Source organism: Flintibacter sp. SJQ-8 (assembly GCF_054108085.1).
In genome coordinates this window covers 521,282-543,914 of sequence record NZ_JBPJWR010000004.1, presented here as the reverse complement: position 1 = coordinate 543,914, position 22,633 = coordinate 521,282, and the positions used below count along the sequence as shown (strand labels likewise).

Annotated in this window: 21 protein-coding genes; 12 read left to right on the top strand and 9 right to left on the bottom strand. The window is 60.4% G+C overall.

The genetic code is table 11. From position 1 onward, the window contains the following. Positions 1-99: 99 nt before the first annotated feature. From ACSAMP_RS03605 to ACSAMP_RS03575, 7 genes are all read left to right on the top strand, one after another. The gene (locus tag ACSAMP_RS03605) at positions 100-720 is read left to right on the top strand and encodes a CHC2 zinc finger domain-containing protein (protein ID WP_015537325.1); all 621 of its coding nucleotides are present in this window, start codon (positions 100-102) and stop codon (positions 718-720) included. Beyond that, positions 695-2,068 carry a DNA primase family protein gene (locus ACSAMP_RS03600; RefSeq protein WP_054324427.1) on the top strand — a complete coding sequence of 458 codons (1,374 nt, stop codon included), beginning with the start codon at positions 695-697 and terminating at the stop codon, positions 2,066-2,068. Before ACSAMP_RS03605 ends, ACSAMP_RS03600 begins: the two co-directional genes overlap by 26 nt. Before the next feature lie 593 nt (positions 2,069-2,661). Next, complete coding sequence (locus ACSAMP_RS03595; RefSeq protein ID WP_015534241.1) at positions 2,662-2,880, top strand: hypothetical protein; 219 nt, start codon at positions 2,662-2,664, stop codon at positions 2,878-2,880. Positions 2,881-2,882: 2 nt separating this feature from the next. After that, positions 2,883-3,869, top strand: coding sequence for a MobV family relaxase (mobV, locus tag ACSAMP_RS03590; protein WP_015537326.1), 987 nt, complete (start codon positions 2,883-2,885; stop codon positions 3,867-3,869). Continuing rightward, on the top strand, positions 3,853-4,050 hold the full coding sequence (locus ACSAMP_RS03585) for a hypothetical protein (RefSeq protein WP_117466784.1): 198 nt from the start codon (positions 3,853-3,855) through the stop codon (positions 4,048-4,050). Before mobV ends, ACSAMP_RS03585 begins: the two co-directional genes overlap by 17 nt. Positions 4,051-4,138: 88 nt before the next feature. Then, complete coding sequence (locus tag ACSAMP_RS03580) at positions 4,139-4,384, top strand: helix-turn-helix domain-containing protein (RefSeq protein WP_117568913.1); 246 nt, start codon at positions 4,139-4,141, stop codon at positions 4,382-4,384. Beyond that, positions 4,371-6,176 (top strand): recombinase family protein, encoded by a 1,806-nt coding sequence (locus ACSAMP_RS03575; protein ID WP_457799532.1) that lies wholly within the window; start codon positions 4,371-4,373, stop codon positions 6,174-6,176. Before ACSAMP_RS03580 ends, ACSAMP_RS03575 begins: the two co-directional genes overlap by 14 nt. Positions 6,177-6,472: 296 nt before the next feature. On the opposite strand, the gene ACSAMP_RS03570 is transcribed toward ACSAMP_RS03575, so the two are convergent. The 3 genes from ACSAMP_RS03570 to ACSAMP_RS03560 all read right to left on the bottom strand — a co-directional run bounded on the left by ACSAMP_RS03570 (position 6,473) and on the right by ACSAMP_RS03560 (position 9,798). Next, positions 6,473-7,540, bottom strand: coding sequence for a branched-chain amino acid aminotransferase (locus tag ACSAMP_RS03570; protein ID WP_441796972.1), 1,068 nt, complete (start codon positions 7,538-7,540; stop codon positions 6,473-6,475). Between the two features lie 213 nt (positions 7,541-7,753). Next, positions 7,754-8,137 (bottom strand): S-layer homology domain-containing protein, encoded by a 384-nt coding sequence (locus ACSAMP_RS03565; protein ID WP_457799531.1) that lies wholly within the window; start codon positions 8,135-8,137, stop codon positions 7,754-7,756. An 11-nt stretch (positions 8,138-8,148) separates the two neighbouring features. Next, a complete protein-coding gene (locus tag ACSAMP_RS03560; RefSeq protein ID WP_457799530.1) occupies positions 8,149-9,798 on the bottom strand; it encodes a carbohydrate-binding domain-containing protein in 1,650 nt (549 codons plus the stop codon). A 176-nt stretch (positions 9,799-9,974) separates the two neighbouring features. Here ACSAMP_RS03560 and ACSAMP_RS03555 point away from each other — a divergent pair, with 176 nt between their 5' ends. The 5 genes from ACSAMP_RS03555 (at position 9,975) to ACSAMP_RS03535 (ending at position 14,108) form a co-directional block, all read left to right on the top strand. Further along, positions 9,975-10,790, top strand: coding sequence for a VTC domain-containing protein (locus tag ACSAMP_RS03555; protein ID WP_457799529.1), 816 nt, complete (start codon positions 9,975-9,977; stop codon positions 10,788-10,790). Between the two features lie 88 nt (positions 10,791-10,878). Then, positions 10,879-11,211 carry a winged helix-turn-helix domain-containing protein gene (locus tag ACSAMP_RS03550; protein ID WP_457799528.1) on the top strand — a complete coding sequence of 111 codons (333 nt, stop codon included), beginning with the start codon at positions 10,879-10,881 and terminating at the stop codon, positions 11,209-11,211. Next, the gene (locus ACSAMP_RS03545) at positions 11,208-12,566 is read left to right on the top strand and encodes a sensor histidine kinase (RefSeq protein ID WP_457799527.1); all 1,359 of its coding nucleotides are present in this window, start codon (positions 11,208-11,210) and stop codon (positions 12,564-12,566) included. The genes ACSAMP_RS03550 and ACSAMP_RS03545 overlap by 4 nt, the downstream gene beginning before the upstream one ends. 103 nt (positions 12,567-12,669) lie before the next feature. Beyond that, the gene (locus ACSAMP_RS03540; RefSeq protein WP_457799526.1) at positions 12,670-13,437 is read left to right on the top strand and encodes a TatD family hydrolase; all 768 of its coding nucleotides are present in this window, start codon (positions 12,670-12,672) and stop codon (positions 13,435-13,437) included. Positions 13,438-13,487: 50 nt separating this feature from the next. Beyond that, on the top strand, positions 13,488-14,108 hold the full coding sequence (locus tag ACSAMP_RS03535) for a TatD family nuclease-associated radical SAM protein (RefSeq protein WP_441796975.1): 621 nt from the start codon (positions 13,488-13,490) through the stop codon (positions 14,106-14,108). A gap of 288 nt (positions 14,109-14,396) precedes the next feature. Here ACSAMP_RS03535 and ACSAMP_RS03530 read toward each other — a convergent pair whose 3' ends face one another. The 6 genes from ACSAMP_RS03530 to ACSAMP_RS03505 all read right to left on the bottom strand — a co-directional run bounded on the left by ACSAMP_RS03530 (position 14,397) and on the right by ACSAMP_RS03505 (position 22,613). Continuing rightward, on the bottom strand, positions 14,397-15,734 hold the full coding sequence (locus tag ACSAMP_RS03530; protein ID WP_457799525.1) for a butyryl-CoA:acetate CoA-transferase: 1,338 nt from the start codon (positions 15,732-15,734) through the stop codon (positions 14,397-14,399). A 48-nt stretch (positions 15,735-15,782) separates the two neighbouring features. Further along, complete coding sequence (locus tag ACSAMP_RS03525; protein ID WP_457799524.1) at positions 15,783-17,693, bottom strand: DEAD/DEAH box helicase; 1,911 nt, start codon at positions 17,691-17,693, stop codon at positions 15,783-15,785. Between the two features lie 107 nt (positions 17,694-17,800). Beyond that, positions 17,801-18,310, bottom strand: coding sequence for a shikimate kinase (locus ACSAMP_RS03520; protein ID WP_441796978.1), 510 nt, complete (start codon positions 18,308-18,310; stop codon positions 17,801-17,803). 212 nt (positions 18,311-18,522) lie between these two features. Further along, entirely contained in the window at positions 18,523-19,809 is a 1,287-nt protein-coding gene (locus ACSAMP_RS03515) for an LCP family protein (protein ID WP_441796979.1), read from the bottom strand. Between the two features lie 109 nt (positions 19,810-19,918). Continuing rightward, positions 19,919-20,932: an alpha-hydroxy-acid oxidizing protein gene (locus ACSAMP_RS03510; protein WP_441796980.1), complete on the bottom strand. Its 1,014-nt coding sequence runs from the start codon at positions 20,930-20,932 to the stop codon at positions 19,919-19,921. A 277-nt stretch (positions 20,933-21,209) separates the two neighbouring features. Beyond that, positions 21,210-22,613, bottom strand: coding sequence for a Sapep family Mn(2+)-dependent dipeptidase (locus tag ACSAMP_RS03505; RefSeq protein ID WP_441796981.1), 1,404 nt, complete (start codon positions 22,611-22,613; stop codon positions 21,210-21,212). Between the last annotated feature and the right edge of the window lie 20 nt (positions 22,614-22,633).

Sequence of the window (22,633 nt, the reverse complement as noted above, 5' to 3'; positions counted from 1 at the left end):
TTCTTGCACTTTTAGCGGATTTTTCGGTTTATAGGCTTTTTCCCCGTATATTCAGGCAGACGGGCAGATACCGTCAATAAATAATGGAGGACAAAGCCTATGAATTTATTTGAAACTGTAAAATCCGCTGTCACCGTGAAGCAGGCCGCCGAATACTACGGCTGTAAGGTCAACCGGGGCGATATGATCTGCTGCCCCTTCCACGATGACCGGCATCCCAGCATGAAGCTGAACAGGGATTATTTCTATTGCTTTGGCTGCGGGGCTACCGGGGATGTGATCGATTTTGTGGCGCGGCTGTTCGGCCTGAGCAGCTACGAGGCCGCAAAGAAGCTGGCCTATGACTTTGGCATCGACCCGGACAAGCCCCCGGCAGCGATGGCTTTGAAAAAGCCCTATCCGCTGGCGCGGGCTTTCCGCAACGATGAGATACACTGCCAGCGGGTGCTCTGCGATTATCTGCATCTGCTGGAACGCTGGAAGGTCGAATATGCCCCGCAATCGCCGGAGGATGAACTGGATGACCGCTTTGTGGAAGCCTGTCATATGATCGAGTATGTAAATGATTTGTTGGACGTTCTCATGTTTGCGGAACTGAAGCAGCGTGTGAAAGCGGTGGATATGCTGCTGAAGGACGGCACTATCACCGCGCTGGAGCAGCGGCTCAGACGTCTGGAAAAGGAGGTGCAGCACCGTGGCGAAGAACGAGCAATCGCGTGAGGCCAACCAGCCCATCTGGTTTGACGGCAAGAGTATCAATGAAGCCCTGTTTTGTGATGATTTTCTCGGCAGACACAAAATCATCTACACAAACGGGGCTTTTTTCACGCCTGATGGCCGCGTGACCGATGAGCTGCCACTGCGTGGAGAAATTTTTGAGGAACTGAAATGCTGTGCGGTCAGCAATATCCCCCGCAAAATCAGCAATATCGTGGAGCTGATGAAGCTGGCGGCGCTGGTAGAGGATTTCCCGCCGGAGGCTGACCGCATTCATCTGGCAAACGGCACGTTGTTTCTGGATGGCTCCTTTACGGAGGGAAAACCGGACATCGTGCGTTGCCGCCTGCCGGTGGCCTATAATCCCGATGCGCCCACGCCGACCCGCTGGCTGGCTTTTCTGGATGGGCTTCTTTACCCGGAGGACATTCCCACTTTGCAGGAATATATCGGCTACTGCCTGATCCCCAGCAACAAGGGACAGCGCATGATGGTCATTAAGGGCAATGGCGGCGAGGGTAAGAGCCAGATCGGCGCGGTGCTGTCCGCCCTGTTCGGCAGCAACATGAAGGACGGCAGCATCGGCAAAATTTCCGAGAACCGTTTTGCCCGCGCTGATCTGGAACACATTCTGCTGTGTGTCGATGATGATATGCGGATGGAGGCCCTGCGGCAGACCAACTATGTCAAATCCATCGTCACCGCACAGGGTAAAATGGATTTGGAGCGTAAAGGCAAGCAGAGCTATCAGGGATGGATGTGCGCCCGGCTGCTGGCATTCAGCAATGGCGACTTGCAGGCTCTCTTTGACCGCAGTGATGGCTTTTATCGGCGGCAGTTGGTGCTGACCGCCAAAGAGAAACCTGCCGACCGTGTGGATGATCCCGACCTGGCAGAGAAGATGAAGGCCGAGGTGGAGGGCATTCTGCTGTGGGCTTTTGCGGGATTGCAGCGGTTGGTAGCGAACAACTTCAAGTTCACCGAGAGCCAGCGCACCAAAGAGAACCGGGAGGCCGTCAAGCGGGACAACAATAACGTGTTTGATTTTCTGGAATCCGAGGGCTATATCCGGCTGAAAGCGGATGCGTCCATCAGTTCAAAGGATTGCTACGACATTTACCGGATGTGGTGCGAGGAAAATAGCCTGACTGCACTCAAACGCCGCAGCTTCAGCGATGCGCTGGTGGCAGCCTGCGGTAAGTACAATCTGGAACACTGCAACACGATTACCAATTCGGCAGGACGCCGGGTATGGGGCTTTATGGGGATCGAGGCAGTGGCAAGGCCGCATATAAACGAGTTTACGGACGCTTCACAGTGTACGTACGTACCGGAAGACTGGCGGGATTGATTTCCGATCTGGTCGCCGGTACGTATGTACGCAGCGATTGACCCTGTTACCTCATATATTGTAGAGGCGCTTCATTTGGATAAAGTGGTCGTGCCCATTTTGGGTACACCTATTTTGATGTGTAAAAGTGGTTATGGATATTTTGTCCACCACCAGAACCGTGAAATTCTTCGCGCTTTTGTGCTGTGAAGTAGGTGTGGTCATTTTGACCACACCTGAAGCGGTCAGTAAAAGCGGTGATTTTGCAGGCATATTTTAGAGCAATCTCAAAACAGCGAAATGTTTCTCTTTTATCCGTATACAGTTCGCCGGATGGCGGCTCACGGAACGACGTACAGATTGCAGCATTTTGTGACAATACAGCCCGAACAGTGAAAAGTCCCGCATTTCTGTGAAGTCGAATATTCCGCCGTTGACCAACGATATGCAGGGAATCATTTCTATCGCAAAACAGCATTTGCACAAATTTCACCATTGACCAAAGCCGGTGCGCTCCCCAGCGTAGCCGGTTCTTTTTATGACGCAACCGAAAATCATGTTTTATCTATCAAGTGACAAAGGGCTTCACTTGCGAAAATGGAGGAATATATTTTATGAAGTCAAGTATCCGAAACGAAATCAAGGCGCAGATCATCCGCGCCGGTTACACCATGCAGGAAGTCGTTGACCAGCTGCACGATGAGTATGGGTGGAGCGACAGCGTATCCAATCTTTCCGGAAAATTGCAGCGGGAATCGCTGCGGTATCGGGAGGCCGTGGAGTTGGCTGACGTGCTGGGATATGACATTGTCTGGCAGAAACGGAGGGATTGAGTATGGAAAAAGCACAATACGCGATTATGCGATTTGCCAAATATAAGGGGCCTGAAATCGGCAATATCGAGGCCCATAACGAGCGCACAAAGGAAAAGTACGCCAGTAATCCCGATGTGGATACCAGCCGAAGCAAGTACAACTTCCATCTGGTCAAACCGCCCGGCAAGTACCGGGCCGAGTCAGAGAGGCAAATTGCCGCTGCCGGATGCCGTACCCGGAAAGACAGTATCCGTATGATCGAGACGCTGTTCACAGCCAGCCCGGAGTTCTTTAAGGGAAAGAAACGGGCGGAAATTCGGGTATTTTTCGAGGAAGCTCTGCACTTTTTGGAACAGCATCAGTCCAAAGAGACAATTATATCCGCCGTGGTGCATATGGACGAGAAAACGCCCCATATGCACCTTTGTTTTGTCCCTTTGACGGAGGATGGCAGGCTCAGCGCCAAAGACATCATGGGCAATAAAAAGAAGCTGACCTGGTGGCAGGATGAGTTTTGGAAACACATGGTCAAGAAGTTTCCAGATTTGGAGCGTGGCGAGAGCGCCAGCCTGACCGGGCGCGACCATATCCCGCCCCGCGTATTTAAGGAGATGACCAGACTGACCAAACAGAAAAGCAAACTGGAGGATCTGCTCACTGGAATCAATCCCTTTAACGCCAAAAGCCGGGCGGAGGAAATCTGCAAGATTCTGGATACCTATATTCCCAGCGTGGAGAAGATGGACACACTGCTGCGGAAATATGGCGTAGCCTTCACGAAAACAGCATCCGAAAACAAAAAGTTGAAAACGAAAAATGCCGAACTGGAAGAATCTCTTGCATCGGCGCAGAAGGTCAGCACCCTAAAGCAGATCGAAGACCTCAAGCTGCGGCGCGACTATGACAGTGCCGTGGCGATTTTGGAACAGATACCGGCAGAAGTTTTGAACATCTATGCGCAGAGCAGCCATAGAGGAAAGGAGCGGCCTATTGAGCAAAGTTTATGATGATCCGAAATATAATGCGGCATTTGACCGCTGTGTTGATGTGATGGCGCGGCTGTTGCAGAAGTACGGGCCACAGCTGTTGGGGCAGATGCAGGAGACTGAGAAGGATGGCCGTACACAGTCTGCGGCATCAGGAAAGCAACCCGTTCCTGTGTATCAGGAATTTGACAAAGCCGCTTGATATAAATTAAATTTACACGTTGCGTATTTGTTTGGCGTATGCTATAATAAATACGCAACGTGTATTTTTGCTTTATGGGGTAAATGAAATGGACTGCAAAACCAAAATAAAAGAATTGCGGGAAAGCACTGGCATGAATCGCAAGGAATTTTGTAAATATTTTCAGATTCCCTATCGGACTGTGACAGAATGGGAACTGGATAACCGCCATGCGCCGGAATATGTACTCCGTTTGTTGGAGTACTACATTCAGAATGAAGGTCTGGCGAAGAAGAAAGTAACGGATGAATGTTTAGAGCTGGAAGAAAGGGGCGGCCTGCATGAAGAAAACTAAAACAAAATGTTATCTCTACACACGGGTATCTACATCCATGCAGGTGGACGGATATAGTCTGGATGCTCAGCGAGACAAACTGCGGAAATACGCTGAATACGAAGATATGGTAGTGGCTGGTGAATATTCTGATGAAGGCTTTTCCGGCAAGAATATTCAGGGCAGGCACGAATTTCAGCGGATGCTGCAAGACATTCAGGACTGCAAAGACGGTGTGGAATATGTGCTGGTGTTCAAGCTGTCCCGGTTTGGCAGGAATGCCGCTGACGTTCTGAATTCCTTGCAGCTGATGCAGGATTTCGGTGTCAATCTGATTTGTGTGGAAGACGGCATTGACAGTTCCAAAGATTCCGGCAAGCTGATGATTTCTGTCCTTTCTGCGGTGGCAGAGATAGAGCGTGAAAATATTCGGACACAGACGATGGCCGGACGGGAGCAGAAAGCCCGTGAAGGAAAATGGAACGGTGGCTTTGCCCCTTATGGATACCGCCTTGAAAAAGGCGAACTGTTGATTGCTGAGGATGAAGTGGACGTGATCCGCACCATCTTTGACCGCTATATTCACACCAACGATGGTGTCAGTGGCGTGGCAAAATATCTGAACCGGCAGGGCTTTGTGAAGAAGTTAAGGCAGAACGGCACCATTCCCGGTTTTTCTGCCAGCTTTGTGAAGAGTATCATTGATAATCCGGTATATATGGGAAAAATCGCCTATGGCAGACGCCGGACAGAGAAGAAGATCGGCACACGGAATGAGATGCACGTAGTTGAGCAATCGGAGTTCCCTGTGTACGAGGGGAAGCATGAGGCTATCATTTCAGAAGAAGATTGGAACCTCGCGCAGGAAAAACGGAAAATCAATGCTTACCGGCGTGAGAAAGTCAATGACCCTACCCACGCACATATCTTGTCCGGTATTCTGAAATGCCCCTGCTGCGGCAAAAGCCTGTACGGGAATATTGCGAAAGCCCACAGCAAGGACAAAAAGACCCGCTATTACTATTACTGCAAGAATACGGTGACGCCAACAGGCCACGAGTGTACCTTCCGGCTGAATATTGAGCAGATGGAAATGAACCGCATGGTAGCGTCAATCATCTCTGCTATGGTCAGTGACCCACGGTTTGCGGATGCAATCAAGGCGAAAATCGGCTCCGCTGTCGATACGAACGATTTGGAGAAGCAGCTGGAAGCATTACAGGCGCAGCTTCGGCAGACATTAGGCACAAAGGCCCGACTGGAACGGCAGATGGACGGTTTAGATGTGAATGACCCGTATTATGACCGGAAAATTTCTGATTTGCAGCGCCGATATGACGAGCAATATGGCGCAATAGATGAGATTGAAGTCCAGATTGACGATGTGCAAAGCCAGATACGGAGTATCCGGCAGGAGAAGATTTCGGGTGATAATATCTACCGCCTGTTGCTGGCATTCGATCAGGTCTATGAAGCAGCCTCCGAAGTGGAGCGGAAGGAGTTCATGCGGGCGTTTATTGAGCGGATTGAGTTATTCCCGGAAAAGCAGCCGGATGGCAACTGGATTAGGAAGATTATCTTCAACTTCCCTGTCCCGGTGAATGGAACAGAAGTGAAAGAATTGCCCTTGGAAAATGAAACAATAGTCGAAATACGCCTCGTCCTGCCACCCAAGGCGGCGGTACATCGTTTGATTGTATTTCAGCTTTTCCAGCTCGTCGATATTCTCGTTGTCCGTGGAAAAATACGCCAGGATCAGCCGGACCGGGTCGTCCCCGCCGTCCAGGGCCAAGGTCTGTTTCTTGTCCTCTAAAAATGGCTGCGACGCGTCGATCATACTGGTCTCCTCCTCCAAAAGCCCACAAAGAGTTTGAAAACCCGGCCTGTGAACACTCGCAGGCCGGGTTTTTAGTTGGTTTTGCAAAAATTCAAGAGAGCCTCGCAGAGTTTCGCGGCGCGCACGCCGCGAAATAAATTGAGATCCGTTTTTCGCCGCGACATGCGCGTGGCGAAAAACACTTCTCGCCCGGTAAGTGTGCGAGCGCAGCGAGTGCGCGCACCGGGCGCAGCTTTCTCAAAAAAGTGACAAAGTCACTTTTTTGAATTGCTTTAGCAGACCTTCACGGTCCAGCCGTGGGTATCGGGCAGGCGGCCCCACTGGATGCCGGTCAGCTCGTCATACAGGCGCTGGGTGACGGGGCCGATCTTGTTGCCGCTGATGATGACCTTCTCGTCGCCCTCGGCCAGCTCGCCGATGGGGGAGACCACGGCGGCGGTGCCGGTGCCCCAGGCCTCTTCCATGGTGCCGTTCTTGGCGGCCTCGAACAGCTCCTCGGCGGAGATGCGGCGCTCCTCCACCTCATAGCCCCAGTCCTTCAGCAGCTGGATGCAGGAGCGGCGGGTCACGCCGGGCAGCACAGAGCCGTTCAGGTCGGGAGTGAGGATCTTGCCGTTGACCTTGAACATCACGTTCATGGCGCCGACCTCCTCGATATACTTGCGGTGGACGCCGTCCAGCCACAGCACCTGGCTGTAACCGGCCTTCTCCGCCCGGTCACCGGCCCGCAGGGAAGCGGCGTAGTTGCCGCCGGTCTTGGCCATGCCGGTGCCGCCCTTGACGGCGCGGACGTCCTCCTGCTCCACATAGATCTTCACGGGAGCCAGGCCCTCGGGATAGTAAGCGCCCACGGGGCAGACGACGATGATGAACTGCACGTGGTGAGAGGCGTGAACGCCCAGGGCGGGGTCCAGGCCGATCATAAAGGGACGGATATACAGAGAGGTGTCCTTCTCGGTGGGCACCCAGTCCCGCTCCAGCTTCACCAGCTCGGTGATGCCGGCCATGGCCAGCTCGGCGGGGATCTGGGGCAGGCACATACGCTCGGCGGAGTTGTTCATGCGCTCGATGTTGCAGTCGGGGCGGAACAGCTGGATAGAGCCGTCGGCGGTGCGATAGGCCTTCAGACCCTCGAAGATCTCCTCGGCATAGTGCAGCACCTTGGCGGCGGGGTCGATCTGCAGGGGGCCATAGGGGACGATGCGGGGATCGTGCCAGCCCTTGCCCTCGTCATAGTCCACGATGAACATATGGTCGGTCATGTTCTTGCCAAAGACCAGAGTGGAGGAGTCCGGCTTTTCCTTCAGTTTGGCGGCGCGGGTGATTTTGATCTCTTCCATGGTGAGTTTCCTCCTGATTATCCAATGTTCCGGCGCTCTTCCGCGTGAGCGTTGCGGCGCAGCAGACGGGGCCTAGATGGCTCCGCGGCCCATATCAAACTGAAACCTGAGAAATACGGGATGCGGAATACTGCCTTTGCCGCATATTATACCAGTCTTTCGCCCCGGATTCAACGGGGGAATGGCCCGGTTTGGGAAATTTGCTGAAATTTTTTACAGCCCGGCCAGCTTATCAAGGCCCATCAGGATCACTGCCGCCTGGCCCCGGGTGGCCGTGCCCCGGGGGGCCAGGGTGTTGTCCCCCATGCCGCTGATGAGACCCGCGCCATTGGCCCAGGCCATGGCCGTTCTGGCGTAGCCGGACACGGAGGAATTATCGGCAAAGCCGCCGATGCTGCCCGTCTGGCTCACGTCCAGGCCCCGGTACTGGGCATAGCGATAGAGGATGGCCGCCAGCTGCTCCCGGGTCACGGGGTCGTTGGGGCCGAAGCAGCCGTTTTCATAGCCGCTGACCAGGCCGTTTTCCGCCGCCCAGATGGCCGCCTTCTCATAATAGCTGCCCGCGGCCACGTCCCGGAAGGGACAGGTGCCCGTCACCTCCGGCGCGCCTAGAGGATGGTCACCAGCATCCCCCGGGTGAGGGCCGTGTTGGGGGCAAAGGTCCCCGTGCCCGTGCCGCTCATCAGGCCCTTTTGGGACACATAGTCCACGCCGCCAGCGAACCAGTCGTCCCGGGACACGTCGTTAAAGCCGCCGGGGCCGGGCTGCTGAGCATTGCCGCCGCTTGCGCCATTGTCGCCGCTGCCGTCAGGCTTTTCAGGGGGCGTAGTGCCGTCGGCGGGCTGCTGGGTGCCGTCGGCGGGCTGCTGGGTGCCGTCGAGGGGCGTGGGCTGGCTGGAGGTGGTGGTCCCCGTCTGGGCTGTGGCGGTGGTGGTGGTGCTGCCGCCGGTCAGAGTGTAGCTGCTGCCGAGGGTCAGCTTGGGTGAGGAGAAGAAGGCAAAGTTCACGTTGCAGGGGGCGGCGGCGCTGTATACGCTGTTTCCGCTGGCGTCCTGAATGGTCAGGGTGCTGCCCTTGGCCGCCAGGGCGGACTGCTGGCCCTGGCCTCTGCCGCCGCCCATGCCCCCGGTGGAGCCATAGAGCACATAGGGCTGGCTGGCGCTCAGGTCCATGCCCATGCCGCTGCTGCCCCCGGCGGCCAGCACCGTGCCGCCGCTGACGGTGATGGTCCCGTCGGCGTCCAGGGGCTGGTTGTCCGCCGTGTTGGCCGTCCACACGGCGATCACGCCGCCGGAGATGGTCAGACTGCCGTTGGAGTCAAAGCCGTCGCCCCCGAAGGTATAGGCATTGATGGTGCTGCCGGAGATGTCCATGGTGAAGCTATAGCCCGTCAGGTCAGAGTTGGCGGCGTTCAGGCAGTCGTCGGTGGCGGTGATATCGATGTCGCCGGAGCGGATGGCCAAATTGGCCGCCTCGATACCCTCATAACAGCCGGTGATGTCGATGTCCGGCCCGGCGGTGCCCGACGCACCCACGGTGAGGGACAGGTCGCAGTGGAGGGCGTCGTCCCCGGCGGAGATGGTCAGGCTGCCGCTTTCAATGTTCAGCTGCTGCTCGGCGTTCACGGCGTCGTTCACCGGGGCGTCGATGTTCAGGGTCAGCTCCCGGATGGTCAGGCTGGCCGCCCCCTCCTCGTCGGTGGTGGCCCCGGACTTGACGCCGTTTTTGCCGTTGGCCGTCACGTTCAGAGTGCCGGAGCCGCACAGGGTGACCTGAGAGCCGTCCTTACATTTGATGACGGCGTTCTCCGCGCTGTCGTTGTCCGGGTAGGTCTCGTCGTTGTTCTGCTCCGTGTCCGCCAGGGTGTTCACCGTGCCGTCGGCGGCCACGATGGTCACTTCGGTGGATTTGTTGCAGGCGATGGCGGCGCTGTCTCCACAGGTCAACGTCAGGCCGTCCAGCACCAGCACCACGCCGGTGGTGCCCTTCTTCACGGTGACGGAGCCGTCGGCGCAGCTGCCCGACAGGACATAGGTCCCGGCGGCGTTGATGGTCAGCTCCGTGCCGTCGATCTTATATCCGTCATAGTCCCCCTCCTGAACGGTGATGCCGCTGTTGGAGAAGCGCAGCGCCGTCTCCCCGCCGGTGGCATAGTCCTTTGCCGCCAGGGCGGTGGCAGGCAGCATAGATAAGGTGAGGGCTGCGGCGGTCAGTCCGGCCAGCAGCTTTTTCGCCCGGGGCGTCATATTCATCTTCATAAAAAACATCCTTTCTGACGATCCAGATGATCTGTGTGCGGTTTTGTGCGCTCCCTCTCGGGATGTCCACAGCATAGACCGGCAACCTAAAGGCCAGTTAAAGAAAACAAAAAAATTTCTTTAGGCTGGCTTTAGGTTCCCGGCGTATCATCAGGGACACAAAGGAGGTATCCCACATGGCAAACCAGATCCAAAGCTGCTTTGAGCGGTATGAAAAGAAATACATGCTCACCCCCGCCCAGCTGCGGGTGATGCTGACGGGCATGAAGGCCCATATGGTCCCCGACCAATACGGGAAATACACCATCTGCAACATCTATTACGACACCCCCGACTGGCGGCTCATCCGGGCCAGCCTGGAAAAGCCCGTATATAAGGAGAAGCTGCGGGTGCGCAGCTATGGCGTGGCCGCCCCGGACGGCAAGGTCTTTGTAGAGATCAAAAAGAAGTTCGACGGCGTGGTCTATAAGCGGCGCATCACCGCCCCCGCCCCTCTGGTCAGTCCCCTACTGACGGGACAGCTGGAGCCGGACCGCTTCGGCCAGATCGGGCGGGAGATCGGCTGGTTCCAGTCCTTCTACCACACCCAGCCCAAGGTATTCATCGGCTATGACCGCACGGCCTTTGCCGGGCGGGAGGACCCGGAGCTGCGCATCACCTTCGACACCGGCCTGCGCTGGCGGGCCGCCGCCCTGGCCCTGCTCACCGCCGTGAACTTCGGTCAGCGGTCTGAGAGCGAGCGGGTGCTGAAGATCACCATTCCCGAGAGCCTGGACTATGACGGTCTGTTCGACGATCTGTTTGACCAGTACACCCGGTCCCACACCCTGGAGCGGGTGAAGACCGCCAACATGGGCACCCTGTACGAGCTGGAGTATCGCGTCACCCTGCCCGGGGAGCAGCCCTCCAAAGAGTTCCTGGACGCCCTGCGCTGCCGCAACGGCAACCTGAACATCGTCTGCGGCCGCCCCGCCACCCGTGAGGCCCTGTAAGCCCTCTGGACCCTTGCATTTCCCTGAAAGGGCCATTATACTACAAGGCAGAAAACGCAAAAACACAGCAAGAAAAGGGGTGCGGGCCATGCTCCGCCGGGGGCAGACCTATCGCCCCGCCGCCCTGACCTATGGCGACCTGACCCTGGACCCGGCCACCGGGGACCTGTCCTGCGGGGACAAGACCGTCCGCCTGGGCGGGCGGGAGTTTCAGATCATGGAGCTGTTTCTCCGCGCCCCCCGCCAGGTGTTCTCCGCTGACCGCATCATGGAGCAGGTGTGGGGCTGGGACAACGAGGCGGAGATCAACGTGGTGTGGGTGAACATCTCTAACTTGAGAAAGAAGCTGAAAGCTCTGGGCTCCCACACCGCCCTGCGGGCCAACCGTGGCCTGGGCTATCTGCTGGAGGCCGAACCATGATCCGCCGCCTGCGCAACCGGTTCATCCGCATCGCCACCCTGTCTGTGGCGGCGGTGATGCTGCTGCTCACCGTCATCCTGAACACGGCCAACTTCATCTCCACCGACGGCGACCTGCGGGACACCCTGACCCTGATCCAGGAGAACGAGGGGACCATCCCCCTCTCCGCCCACACAGGCAGCGCCGCTCCGTCCTCAGACACGGATACCAGTGCAGCGACAGACCCGACTGGCGACACGTCCGGCGCAGCCCCCGGCGACGCCCAGCCTCCCCAGGACCCGGGCACGCCCCCGTCCGACGCGCCCCAGAGCGCCCGTCCCAATGACCGGCCCCGGGGGCCCTTCACCGCCGAGACCCCCTACTCCACCCGCTATTTCGTCCTGCGCTATGGGGACGACGGGGAGCTGACCATGGCCGACCTGAGCAAGATCGCCTCGGTCTCTCAGGAGGACACGGGGGAATATCTGGCCGCCGCCGTAAAGCACGGCCCGGGCTATGGCTACTATGGCTCCTATCGCTTTCTGGTGGTCCACAATGGCCAGGGGCGGAACATGGCCATCTTCCTGGACTGCTATCAGGCCCAGCGCTCCATGAAAACGGTGCTGCTGTGGTCCCTGGCGGCGGACGGGGCCTGCATTCTGCTGGTGCTGGGGCTGGTGGTACTGCTGTCCCGGCGGGCCATCGACCCGGTGGTGCGCAGCGCCCAGCGGCAGAAGCAGTTCATCACCGACGCCAGCCACGAATTAAAGACCCCCATCACCGTCATCGCCACCAGTCTGAAAGTCCTGGAGATGGAGGTGGGGAAACAGAAGTGGATCGACAAGGCCCTGGGCCAGACGGAAAAGCTCACCAGTCTGGTCTCCTCCCTGGTCACCCTGTCCCGCATGGACGAGGAGGACTCCCCCCTAAAGCCCGAGCCCTTCCCCATCAGCGAGGCAGTGGAGGAGACGGCGGAGTCCTTCCGGGACTTAGCCCAGTCCAAGGGCCATGAACTCTCCCTGTCCATCGCCCCCGGCCTTATCTACACCGGGGACGAATACGCCCTGCGGCAGCTGGTGTCCATCCTCCTGGACAACGCCATCAAATATGCCCTGCCCGGCGCGCCCATCTCCCTCACCCTGGCCAAGGGCCGCCGGGGGGTGGTGCTCACCGCCGCCAACCGGTGCGACCCCGCCCCGGAGCTGGACCCCGGCAAGCTGTTTGACCGCTTCTATCGGGCCGACCCCGCCCGCAGCAGCACCGGCGGCTTCGGCATCGGCCTGTCCATCGCCCGCAGCATCGCCGAGGGCCACCACGGCTCCATCTCCGCCAAGCTGGAGGGGGACACGATCACCTTCACGGCCATCTTAAAATAAATTTCAAGGCACGGCTTGTCTGCCGTGCCTTGCTTTTTTGCCTGGAACAGGCTATGATATAGGCAATGTCGCCCGGCGGGGCCGGGCTTTGGAGGGGATGCTCATGCGCCTGTTTGATACCCACGCCCACTATGATGCCGACGCCTTTGATGCGGACCGGATGGAGGTTCTTTCTTCCATGCCCGGCCAGGGGGTGGAGCTGATCTTAAACCCCGGCTGCGACCTGAAAAGCTCTCAGACGGCGGTGGAGCTGGCGGAGCGTTTTCCCTTTGTCTATGCCGCCGTGGGAGTCCACCCGGAGGAGTGCGCCGACTGGAACGCGGAACATGATATTCCTGTGTTAGAGGCCCTGGCTCAGAACCCCAAGGTGCGGGCCATCGGGGAGATCGGCCTGGACTATCACTGGGCGGAGAATCCGCCCCGGGAGCTTCAGCAGCAGGCGTTCCACGCCCAGCTGGAGCTGGCGGAAAAATTAGACCTGCCCGTCATCGTCCATGACCGGGATGCCCACCACGACTGTCTGGACATCGTCCGGGCCCACCCCAACGTCACCGGGGTCTATCACTGCTACTCCGGCGGGGTGGAGGACGCCAAGACCCTGATGAAGCTGGGCTGGATGATCTCCTTCACCGGCAGCATTACGTTTAAGAACGCCCGCCGGGCCCTGGAGGTCATCGACCTGCTGCCCCTGGACCGGATGATGATCGAGACCGACTCCCCCTATATGTCCCCGGAGCCCTTCCGGGGCCGCCGGAACGACTCGGGCCGGGTCCACTTGGTGGCCGAGGCCATCGCCCGGCGCAAGGGCCTGGACCCCGAAGAGGTCGCCCGGATCACCCTGGGAAACGGCAGACGATTTTTCCGCATCTGAATTTTTGCCGCCCGGACGGCCCTACATATTTGCATAAAGGAAGGATATCCATGACCATCACCTATGAATACGAGGATGCCCTCTATGTTAACCTGACCAACCGCTGCAACTGCAACTGCGAGTTCTGCCTGCGCCACGGCAAGGCCCAGGGCTCCATCTACACCGAAGATTCCCTGTGGCTGGAGCACGAGCCCTCCCGCCAGGAGGCCATGGACAGCTTCCTCAGCCGGGACGTGTGCTCCTATCGGGAGATCGTCTTCTGCGGCTATGGTGAACCCACTTATCGCTTAGACGACATCCTGTGGCTGGTGGACCAGCTGAAGGCCCGCTTCGGGGACAAGCTGCCCCCGGTGCGCATCAATACCAACGGCCACGCCAACCTGATCTTAGGCCGGGACGTGTGCCCGGAGCTGAAGGGCCGCATCGACACCGTGTCCATCTCCCTCAACGCCATCACCGCCCAGGAGTATGTGGCCCTGTGCCACCCCGTCCAGGGGGAGGCCGCCTATCAGGCCATGCTGGACTTTGCCCGGGAGAGCAAGCAGTATGTCCCCCACGTCATCCTGACCATTGTGGACAAGGACAAGACCCCGGAGGAGATCCAGACCTGTAAGGACATCGCCCGGGACCTGGGGGTCAAGCTGCGCATCCGCAGCTTCATCGACTCCTGAGTATTTCTGTAAGCAGATAAGACGCGTCAGTGGACCAGGCCAAGCTCCTCCCGGACCTCCCGCTCGTTGTCGGCGGAAAAGCAGAAGCGGCCCGCGCCGTCGTATACCTCGATGTGCTCCCGCACCCAAACCAGTTCGTATTCCATGCTCCCGTTCCCCTTTCCGGTCTTGATGGTATCAGTATACCGGGGGCGCTGTCCCATAAACCGGACTGCCGGACTGTGCTGGAAGCATAAAACAGCATAAAAAATCCTGTGTCCGACTTGGACACAGGATTTTTTTGTTCTCTTACTTGTTGCTCCGGCGCCAGATGTGCATCTTCTCGGCGTCGGCGATAAGCTGCTCCCGGAAGTCGGGGTGGGCGATGGAGATGATGGCCTCGGCCCGCTCCCAGGTGGACAGGCCCTTCAGGTTGATCATGCCATACTCGGTGACGATATAGTGGACGCAGGAACGGGGGTCGGTGACGATGGAGCCGGGGGTCAGGGTGGGGACGATGCGGCTCTTCACGGTGCCGTCCTTGCCGGTGACGGTGGAGGACATGCAGATAAAGCTCTTGCCGCCCTTGGACTGATAGGCGCCCATGGCAAAGTCCAACTGGCCGCCGGTGCCGGAGATGTGCTTCAGACCGGCGGACTTGGCGTTCACCTGGCCGAACAGATCCATGTCGATGGCGTTGTTGATGGAGATGAAGTTGTCGATCTGGCTGATGACGTGGACGTCGTTGGTATAGTCCACAGGGGCGCCCATCACGTCGGGGTTGTGGTCCATATAGTCATACAGCTTTTGGGTGCCGGCGGCAAAGGCGAACACCTGGCGGCCCTTGTCCAGCTGCTTGTGGCGTCCGGTGATCTTGCCCGCCATGGCCATGTCCACAAAGCCATCCACATACATCTCGGTGTGGACGGACAGGTCCTTCAGGTCAGACTGGGCGATCATAGAGCCGATGGTGTTGGGCATCCCGCCGATGCCCAGCTGCAAACAGGCCCCGTTGGGGATCTGGGGCACCACCAGGTTGGCCACGGCCCGGTCCACGTCGGTGGGCTCGCCGCCACCGCCCAGCTGGGCCACGGGGGGATTCTCGCCCTCCACCACCATGTCCACGTCCTTGATGTTGATCTCGCAGCCGTTCAGGCCATAGACCCAGGGCAGGTTCTCGTTGACCTCCAGGATGATGACTTTAGCCCGGTCCAGCATATCGGCCAGGTGAGAGGCGGCCAGACCATAGCTGAAGTTGCCGTGCTTGTCCATGGGGGTCACCTGGATCATGGCCACGTCCACGGTCAGGTTGTCCCGATAGAACCGGGGCAGCTCGGAATAGCGCATGGGGGCGAAGAAGCCCATGCCCTTGGAGATGATCTTCCGGTCAATGCCGCTGCAATGCCAGCTGTTCCAGGTGAAGTGGTCCCCGGCGTCCTTGGCCTTGGCGATCTCGGGCATCCACATGGTCACGCCGCCGCGCACCTTCACGTCGTGCAGCTCATCCTTCCGGGCGGCCAGGGCCTTGTCCAGGGCCACGGGGTGGTTGGTACACCAGCCGTAGTCCACCCAGTCGCCGGACTTGATGACCTTTACCGCCTGGTCGGCGGTGGTCAGCTTCTGCTGATACAGTGCCTGATAGTCCATGTTCGTATCCTCCGTATCTGAATCAAAATTTTGTGATCTGCTTATTTTTTAACGGCCCACGTTGATATAGAAGGGCTTCATCAGGCTGGGCTGCTCGGTGGAGTCCTTCTGCTGGCGGTGGGGCTCCGGGGGCAGGCCCCGCTGATAGCCGCCCCGGCTGCGCTTTTCACGGGGGGCGGTGCGGTCCTTCCGGCCCTGGCGGGCATTTTTCTCGCCCTTGGCGGCCTTTGCGCTCTTGCCATTCTTGCCAGCCTTGCCGTTCTGGTCCTCCTGGGCGGCGGGCTGCTGCTTGGGGGCGCGCTGGGTCTGGGCGGAACGCTCCTGGCTCTTGTGGGCGGGCTTTTTGCGCTTGCTGCGGCGGCTTTGCTCCTGGCCGCCCAGGGTCAGGGGCCGGGGGGCCAGCAGGCGGGCGGTGGCGTCCATGATCACGTCGCTGTCCAGGGGGTTGGGGCGGTGGAACTCGGTGCGGGGCATGGCGTCCCCGGTGTCCATCAGCGTCCCGGAGCGCACGCCCCGGCGGGGCCGCTTCTCCCGGACGGGCTGGCGCGCTTCGACCTCGGGCTCCATCACCTGAACGGTCTTGGCGCTCTCCACCTGGGCCTGGGCCTTGCCCCGGCCTCTGCGGCGGCGCTTTTTCGTGCTGGGCTGGGCCTGCTCCAGGACTTCTACAGCCTGGGCCTGCTGCTCCTGCTGGGCCTGGCGCTTCTCCTTGGCCGCGGCCTTGGCGGCCTCGTCCCGGGCTCGGCGCTTCTCCCGGGCGGCGGCCCGGGCCTCCTGGTCCTCCTCGTTGACGATGCGGCCATGCTTGTCCCGCTTGGGGGCCTCGAACACCTCCATGGGATAGGGGTGGTCCTCCACCACGGGCAGCTGCTTTCCGATCAGCTTTTCAATGTCCCGCAGCAGGGGCTTCTCTCCAAAGTCGCAGAAGGCGATGGCCTGGCCCCCCCGTCCGGCCCGGCCGGTGCGGCCAATGCGGTGGACATAGGTCTCGGGCACCTCGGGCAGGTTATAGTTGAACACGTGGGACAGCTCTTCAATGTCCAGGCCCCGGGCGGCGATGTCGGTGGCCACTAAGCAGCGGATGTTCCCCGCCTTAAAGTCGGACAGGGCCTGCTGCCGGGCGGTCTGGCTCTTGTTGCCGTGGATGGCGGCGGCGGACACCCCCGCTTTCTCCAGGTCCCGGGCCACTTTGTTGGCCCCGTGTTTGGTGCGGGTGAACACCAGGGCGTTCTTCACCCCCAGCTGCCCCATCAGGTGGGCCAGCAGACGGGTCTTGTTGTTCTTGTCCACAAAATACACGCTCTGCTCAATGGCCTCCACCGGGGAGGAGATGGGGTCCACCGCTACCCGGGCGGGGTCGTGGAGCAGGGAGTTCACCAGGTCCCCGATCTCCGGGGGCATGGTGGCGGAGAAGAACAGGGTCTGCTTCTGCCGGGGCAGCCACTTCAAGATCTTCTTCACGTCGTGGATAAAGCCCATGTCCAGCATCCGGTCCGCCTCGTCCAGGACGAAGATGTCCAGATCGTCCAGACTGACAAAGCCCTGGTCGTGGAGGTCCATCAGCCGCCCGGGGGTGGCGACAAGGATGTCCACGCCCCGGCGCAAGGCCTCCACCTGGGGGTTCTGGCCCACGCCGCCGAAGATGACGGCGTGGCGCAGGGACAGATACTTGCCATAGGCCTCAAAGCTCTCGCCGATCTGGATGGCCAGCTCCCGGGTGGGGGTGAGCACCAATGCCCGGATGGGGTGGCCGGAGACGGTCTGGGCGGAGAGCCGCTGGAGAATGGGGGTTGCGAAGGCGCAGGTCTTGCCCGTGCCCGTCTGGGCGCAGCCCAGCACGTCCCGGCCCGCCAGGGCGGGGGGGATGGCTTTCTCCTGGATGGGGGAGGGGGCGTGATAGCCCATCTCCCGCAGTGCGTTTAAAATGGGGGCGTTCAGCCCCAGCTGTTCAAAAGTCATGCGATACTTCCTTTTCTGCTCGTCCCGGACACGCTCCGGGCGCGCTCATTCAGGCGGAGAATTTTTGCTCCGCCCGGCCCACGTTTTCCCTGTGGGCTGGGGTGTTGTCAGCGCGAAAGCTCACGCAGCCGCTCCAGCACCAGCCGGGCGGTCTGAGCCAGCGTCTGTCCGCCGCCGCAGTCGATGACCAGGTCGGCGTATTTGTCATACAGGGGGGCGCGATAGGCCATCACGTCGGCCAGGGTTTGGCCGGGCTGCATGGCGATGCCCCGGGTGCTCAGGTTCTGGATGCGCCCGCTCAGCTCCTCCAGAGGGACCTTCAGATAGACCACGGGGCCCAGGCTTTTCAGATGCTCTGCGGCCTTCTCCCGGCACACGGCGCTGCCCCCGGGGGCGACCACGGTGTTCTGACAGGCGATGGAGCAGACGGCGTCCTCCTCCGCCTGCAAAAAGGCATCCAGGCCCCGCTGGTCCAGGATCTCCTGGAGCAGGGCGTGCTCCCGCTTTTGGATCACCAGGTCGATGTCCAGAAAGTCATAGCCCAGGGCCTTGGCCAGCAGGACCCCCACCGTGCTCTTGCCCGAACCGGGCATCCCGATCAGAACCACATTTTTCACAGTGCGTCCCCAACCTTTGCAGACAAATTTAACTAATATATTATACTATACCCCGATGCAAAAAGAAAGAGACAACGGTGGAAAAATCCCCGCGTTTCCCCACAAAAAACGTCGAAGCCGACCCGGCGGGCCAGAAGTTTTCCACAGACGTGACCAAAAATGTGACAAAACCCGCCCCGCGGCATGTGGAAAGCCGTGGGGCGGGTGGATGTTCAGCTGCCCTGGAGCAGGTTCATGTCCTCCAGCGTCAGGTCGCGGGTATAGGGGTTGATCAGGCGGTTCACTGCCTCCAGAGTGGTGGTGGGGTCCAGAGCATAGCAGTAGGAATAGCCCCGGTAGTGGGCCTCTCCGTTGCCCTGAAGGGTGCAGGTCTCCACGCTGGAGGAGGGGTCCACGTGGATGGCCTGAGAGGCGAAATAGAGCATCTCCGTCACCGACAGGTCGGTGTCCACATACTGGTCAAAAATGTCCACAAAGCCGTTGAGCTTGGTCAGACTGTTCCAGGCCAGGGCCTTCTTGGCCAGAGCCACCAGCAGGGCCTGCTGGGTCTGGGTGCGGCCCACGTCGGTATAGCCAGAGCCGTCGTTGTTCTTGCGGAAACGGGCCACCTCCATGGTCTGCTGGCCGTTTAAGTGCTTCATGCCCTCTTTAAAGTGGATGGACAGGTTCTGATAGGGGTCGTCATAGTTCATGTCGCAGGGAACATAAAAGTCCACTCCGCCCATATAGTCCACCAGGGCGATAAAGCCCTTTAAATTTACTTTGATGTAGTGGTCCACGGGGACGCCCAGGATCTCAGAGATTTCTTTCATCCGCTGCTCCACCCCGCCGGAGCCATAGACCAGCTTGGGGTTCTTCCCGGAGCCCCGATCCACGATAGTATCCCGGGGGACGGAGACCACACCGACTTTTTGGTTGGGCACGTCATAGCTGAACACCATCATGGTGTCCGTGCGGAAGCCGTCTCGGTCTGTGCCCGCCAGCAGGATGTTGTATACCCCATCCCGGCGGACCAGGGCGTTGGGGTCTGTGGGGGTGGAGATATCGGCAGAGACGTCTGTGCTGCCATCCGGCGCCGTTGTGCTCTGGTCGGGGGCAGACGGTACCTCCGGGGGACGGATGGCGAACCTGGCCACCCCATAGCCCACCACGATCATGGCCGACAGCACCACCACCAGGCGATAGAGCCAGCTGCACAGCCGCCCCAGGGGGGAGCGGGGGCGTTTGCCCGGGCGCTTGGGGGGACCGGAACGATGGCCGGAGCCGCGCCCCGATTTTTTCCGGGGCGGCGGGTCATCGTCGTAGTCATCGCCGCGATCATCATAATAGCCGCCCCGGTCATAGTCGTCGTAATATGGATCGTCGTAAAACTCGTCATCTTCATAACCCCGGCGGGAGCGGCCCTGGGGCTTCTTGGCCGGAGGGGCCTGGCGCTTGCCGCCCCTGCGGACGCTGATATATCTCTCTTCCAGGTCGTTCCCCTCCCCGTTGGTTTCCATAAATACGGACTGCTTTCCCAAGTATAACGGTTTCCGCCCGCCCCGGCAAGAGGGCGGGCGGAATTTTATGAAAATTTAAGGATTTGGACGAAGACCGGAATGATCCGCCTTAAAAGACCAGGGCGTGGGTGATCTGAGACAGGCTGTGCACCCCGCACATGGCCATGGCGTCGGACAGCTCGGCCTTCAGCTTTTCGGTGAGCAGGCGCACGCCCTCCGCCCCGCCGCCGTACACGGCGGTGACATAGGGCCGGGCCAGAATGCAGGCGTCCGCCCCCAGGGCCAATGCCCGCAGCACGTCCAGGCCGGAGCGGATGCCCCCGTCTACCAGAATGGTCATCTTGCCCTTTACCGCGTGGACGATGGAGGGCAGCACCTGGGCCGTGGCGGGCACGCCGTCTTGCACCCGGCCCCCGTGGTTGGACACCACGATGCCCGCCGCCCCGGCCTCCAGGGCCTTTCTGGCCCCGGTGGGGGTCATAACGCCCTTGATGATAAAGGGCACCCCGGCGTATTCGATGATCTCCCGCAGCTCGGCCACCGTCTTAGACCCGGCGGGGGGCGTAAGGCCCTTCAAAAAGGGCAGGCCGGCGGCGTCGATGTCCATGGCGAAGACTTTCGCGCCGGAGGCCTTGGCGGCGTCCAGCTTGGCAAACAGGGTGTCCCGGTCCCAGGGCTTCACCGTGGGGATGCCCCGGCCCCCGTTCTCCCCGATGGCCTTGGAGGCGGCGGCGAACACCCCCGGGTCCACCCCGTCACCGGTGAAGGCGGCGATGCCCGCCTCCACGCAGGCGGGGACCAGGATGCTGTTATATTCCTGGTCGGTGAACTTGTCCCCGTAGTGGAGCTTTACCGCCCCCACCGGCCCGGCGAACACAGGCAGGTCATAGGTCTGGCCGAACAGGGTGAACCGGGTGTCCACGGGCACGTTCTCGCAGATGGTGTCCATGTTCAGCAGCACGTCCTGCCAGGCGTCATAGTTCCGGGCGGCCACCGTCCCCGTCCCCTTGGAGCCAGGTCCGGGCATAACGTTCTTGCAGGCCCTGCCGTTGCACACCGGGCACACCTTGCAATAAGGCCCGCTGCAAGTCCGGGCGTTGTTCAATACTTCCTGATAAGTCATGGTAACACTTCCTTTGAGTGATGAGTTAGGAGTTAGGAGGGATGAGGTTCAGCCTTCGCCCCGCAGGGGAGAAGGTGGCATGGGCGCAGCCCATGACGGATGAGGGGGAGTAACGTGGGTGCATCGGTTGTCGAGCGGGCCGACGCGGAGGTCGGCCCCTACAAGAGCCATCGTAAGTCGGTGTAGGGGCGGACCTCCGTGTCCGCCCGTCGATGACCACCGCACCCACGAGGCCTGCCCTCATCTGCCCCCTGGGATGGGGAAGGCTAAACCAGGTTCACCCGCACACATCCAAAATGACCTGGGCAAACATCTTGGCGCTGAGCACCAGATCATCCAGAATAGCGAACTCGTCCGGCTCGTGCATGCGGTTGTCCACGCCGGGCATGGCGCAGCCGAAGGCCACGCCGCCGGGGATGTCGTGGACATAGGTGCCCCCGCCGATGGCCAGGCACCGGGCGGGCAGACCGGTGTAGTCGTGATAGACCCCCAGCAGGGTCTGGACGAAGGGGTCATCCTCGGGCACGCAGTGGGGCGGCACCAGGCCGGGGTCGGCCACCTCCGCCCCCAGGGGAGAAATCGCATCAGACAGGCGGGAGAGCAGCTCCTCCTCTTTCGCGCACAGGGGGAAGCGGCAGTCAAACTGGGCGGAGAAGCCCGTCTGATTTAAGTCCAGCACGCTGAAATTCAGGGTGAGGGGGCCGGAGGTCTCGTCCGCGCAGGCCAGGCCCAGGGCCTTCCCCTGGGTGTCCCCGTGGGGGAACAGGGCGGCCAGACCACGAATCATTTGGGCGGAGGGGCTGTCGGCCAGGGGCAGCGCGGCCAGGACAGACAGCAGGGCAGTGAGGGCGTTGTTGCCCTTCTCCGGCTGGGCCCCGTGGGCCCCCGTCCCCAGAGCGTAGAGGGTCAGGCCCGCCGGGGTGCGCCCCAGCTGGAACTCCACCCCCGTGTCCCGCTCCGTCTGGCGGATCACCGGGGCCAGCTTGGCGGGGGACAGCCCGGCAATTGTCGCCCGGGCCTGCTGGGGCACGGCGTTGTGCCGCTGTCCGCCTACCACGGACAGCACCCGCGCCCCCTCCTTCTGCCGGGGCCAGCGCCCCCGGAACACCGGGGCGAAGCGGCCCTTCTCGATGTTGATGACGGGAAAGTCCCCGTCGGGGGAGAACACGTGGGGCGGCGGGGCCTCACGGGCGAAGTAATAGGCGATGTCCGCACTGCCGCTCTCCTCGTCGGTGCCCAGGATCAGGCGGACGTTTTTATGAAGCTCGGGCCGGATGGCCTTCACCGCCATCATGGCGTACAGGGCGGCCACGGCGGGGCCCTTGTCGTCCGCCGTGCCCCGGCCATAGAGCTTCCCCTCGTGCTCCGTCACGTCGAAGGGGGGATAGGTCCAGCCCGTGCCCTGGGGCATCACGTCCAGGTGGGCCAGGATGCCAAGCTCCGTGGGGGCGTCGTTCAAGTCCACCACCCCCACATAGCCGTCCACGTTCCGGGCGGCAAAGCCCTCCCGGCGGGCCAGGGCCAGGGCGGCGTCCAAAGCGGCGGTGGGGCCGGAGCCGAAGGGCGCGCCGGGACAGGCTTCCCCCTTCACGCTGTTCACGCGGACCAGGGCGCGGATGTCCTCCACCATAGAAGCGCGGCGGCGGTCAAAAAACAGGTCTAATTGTTCATGGTCGGTCATGGGTATGCCCTCCTTCACGT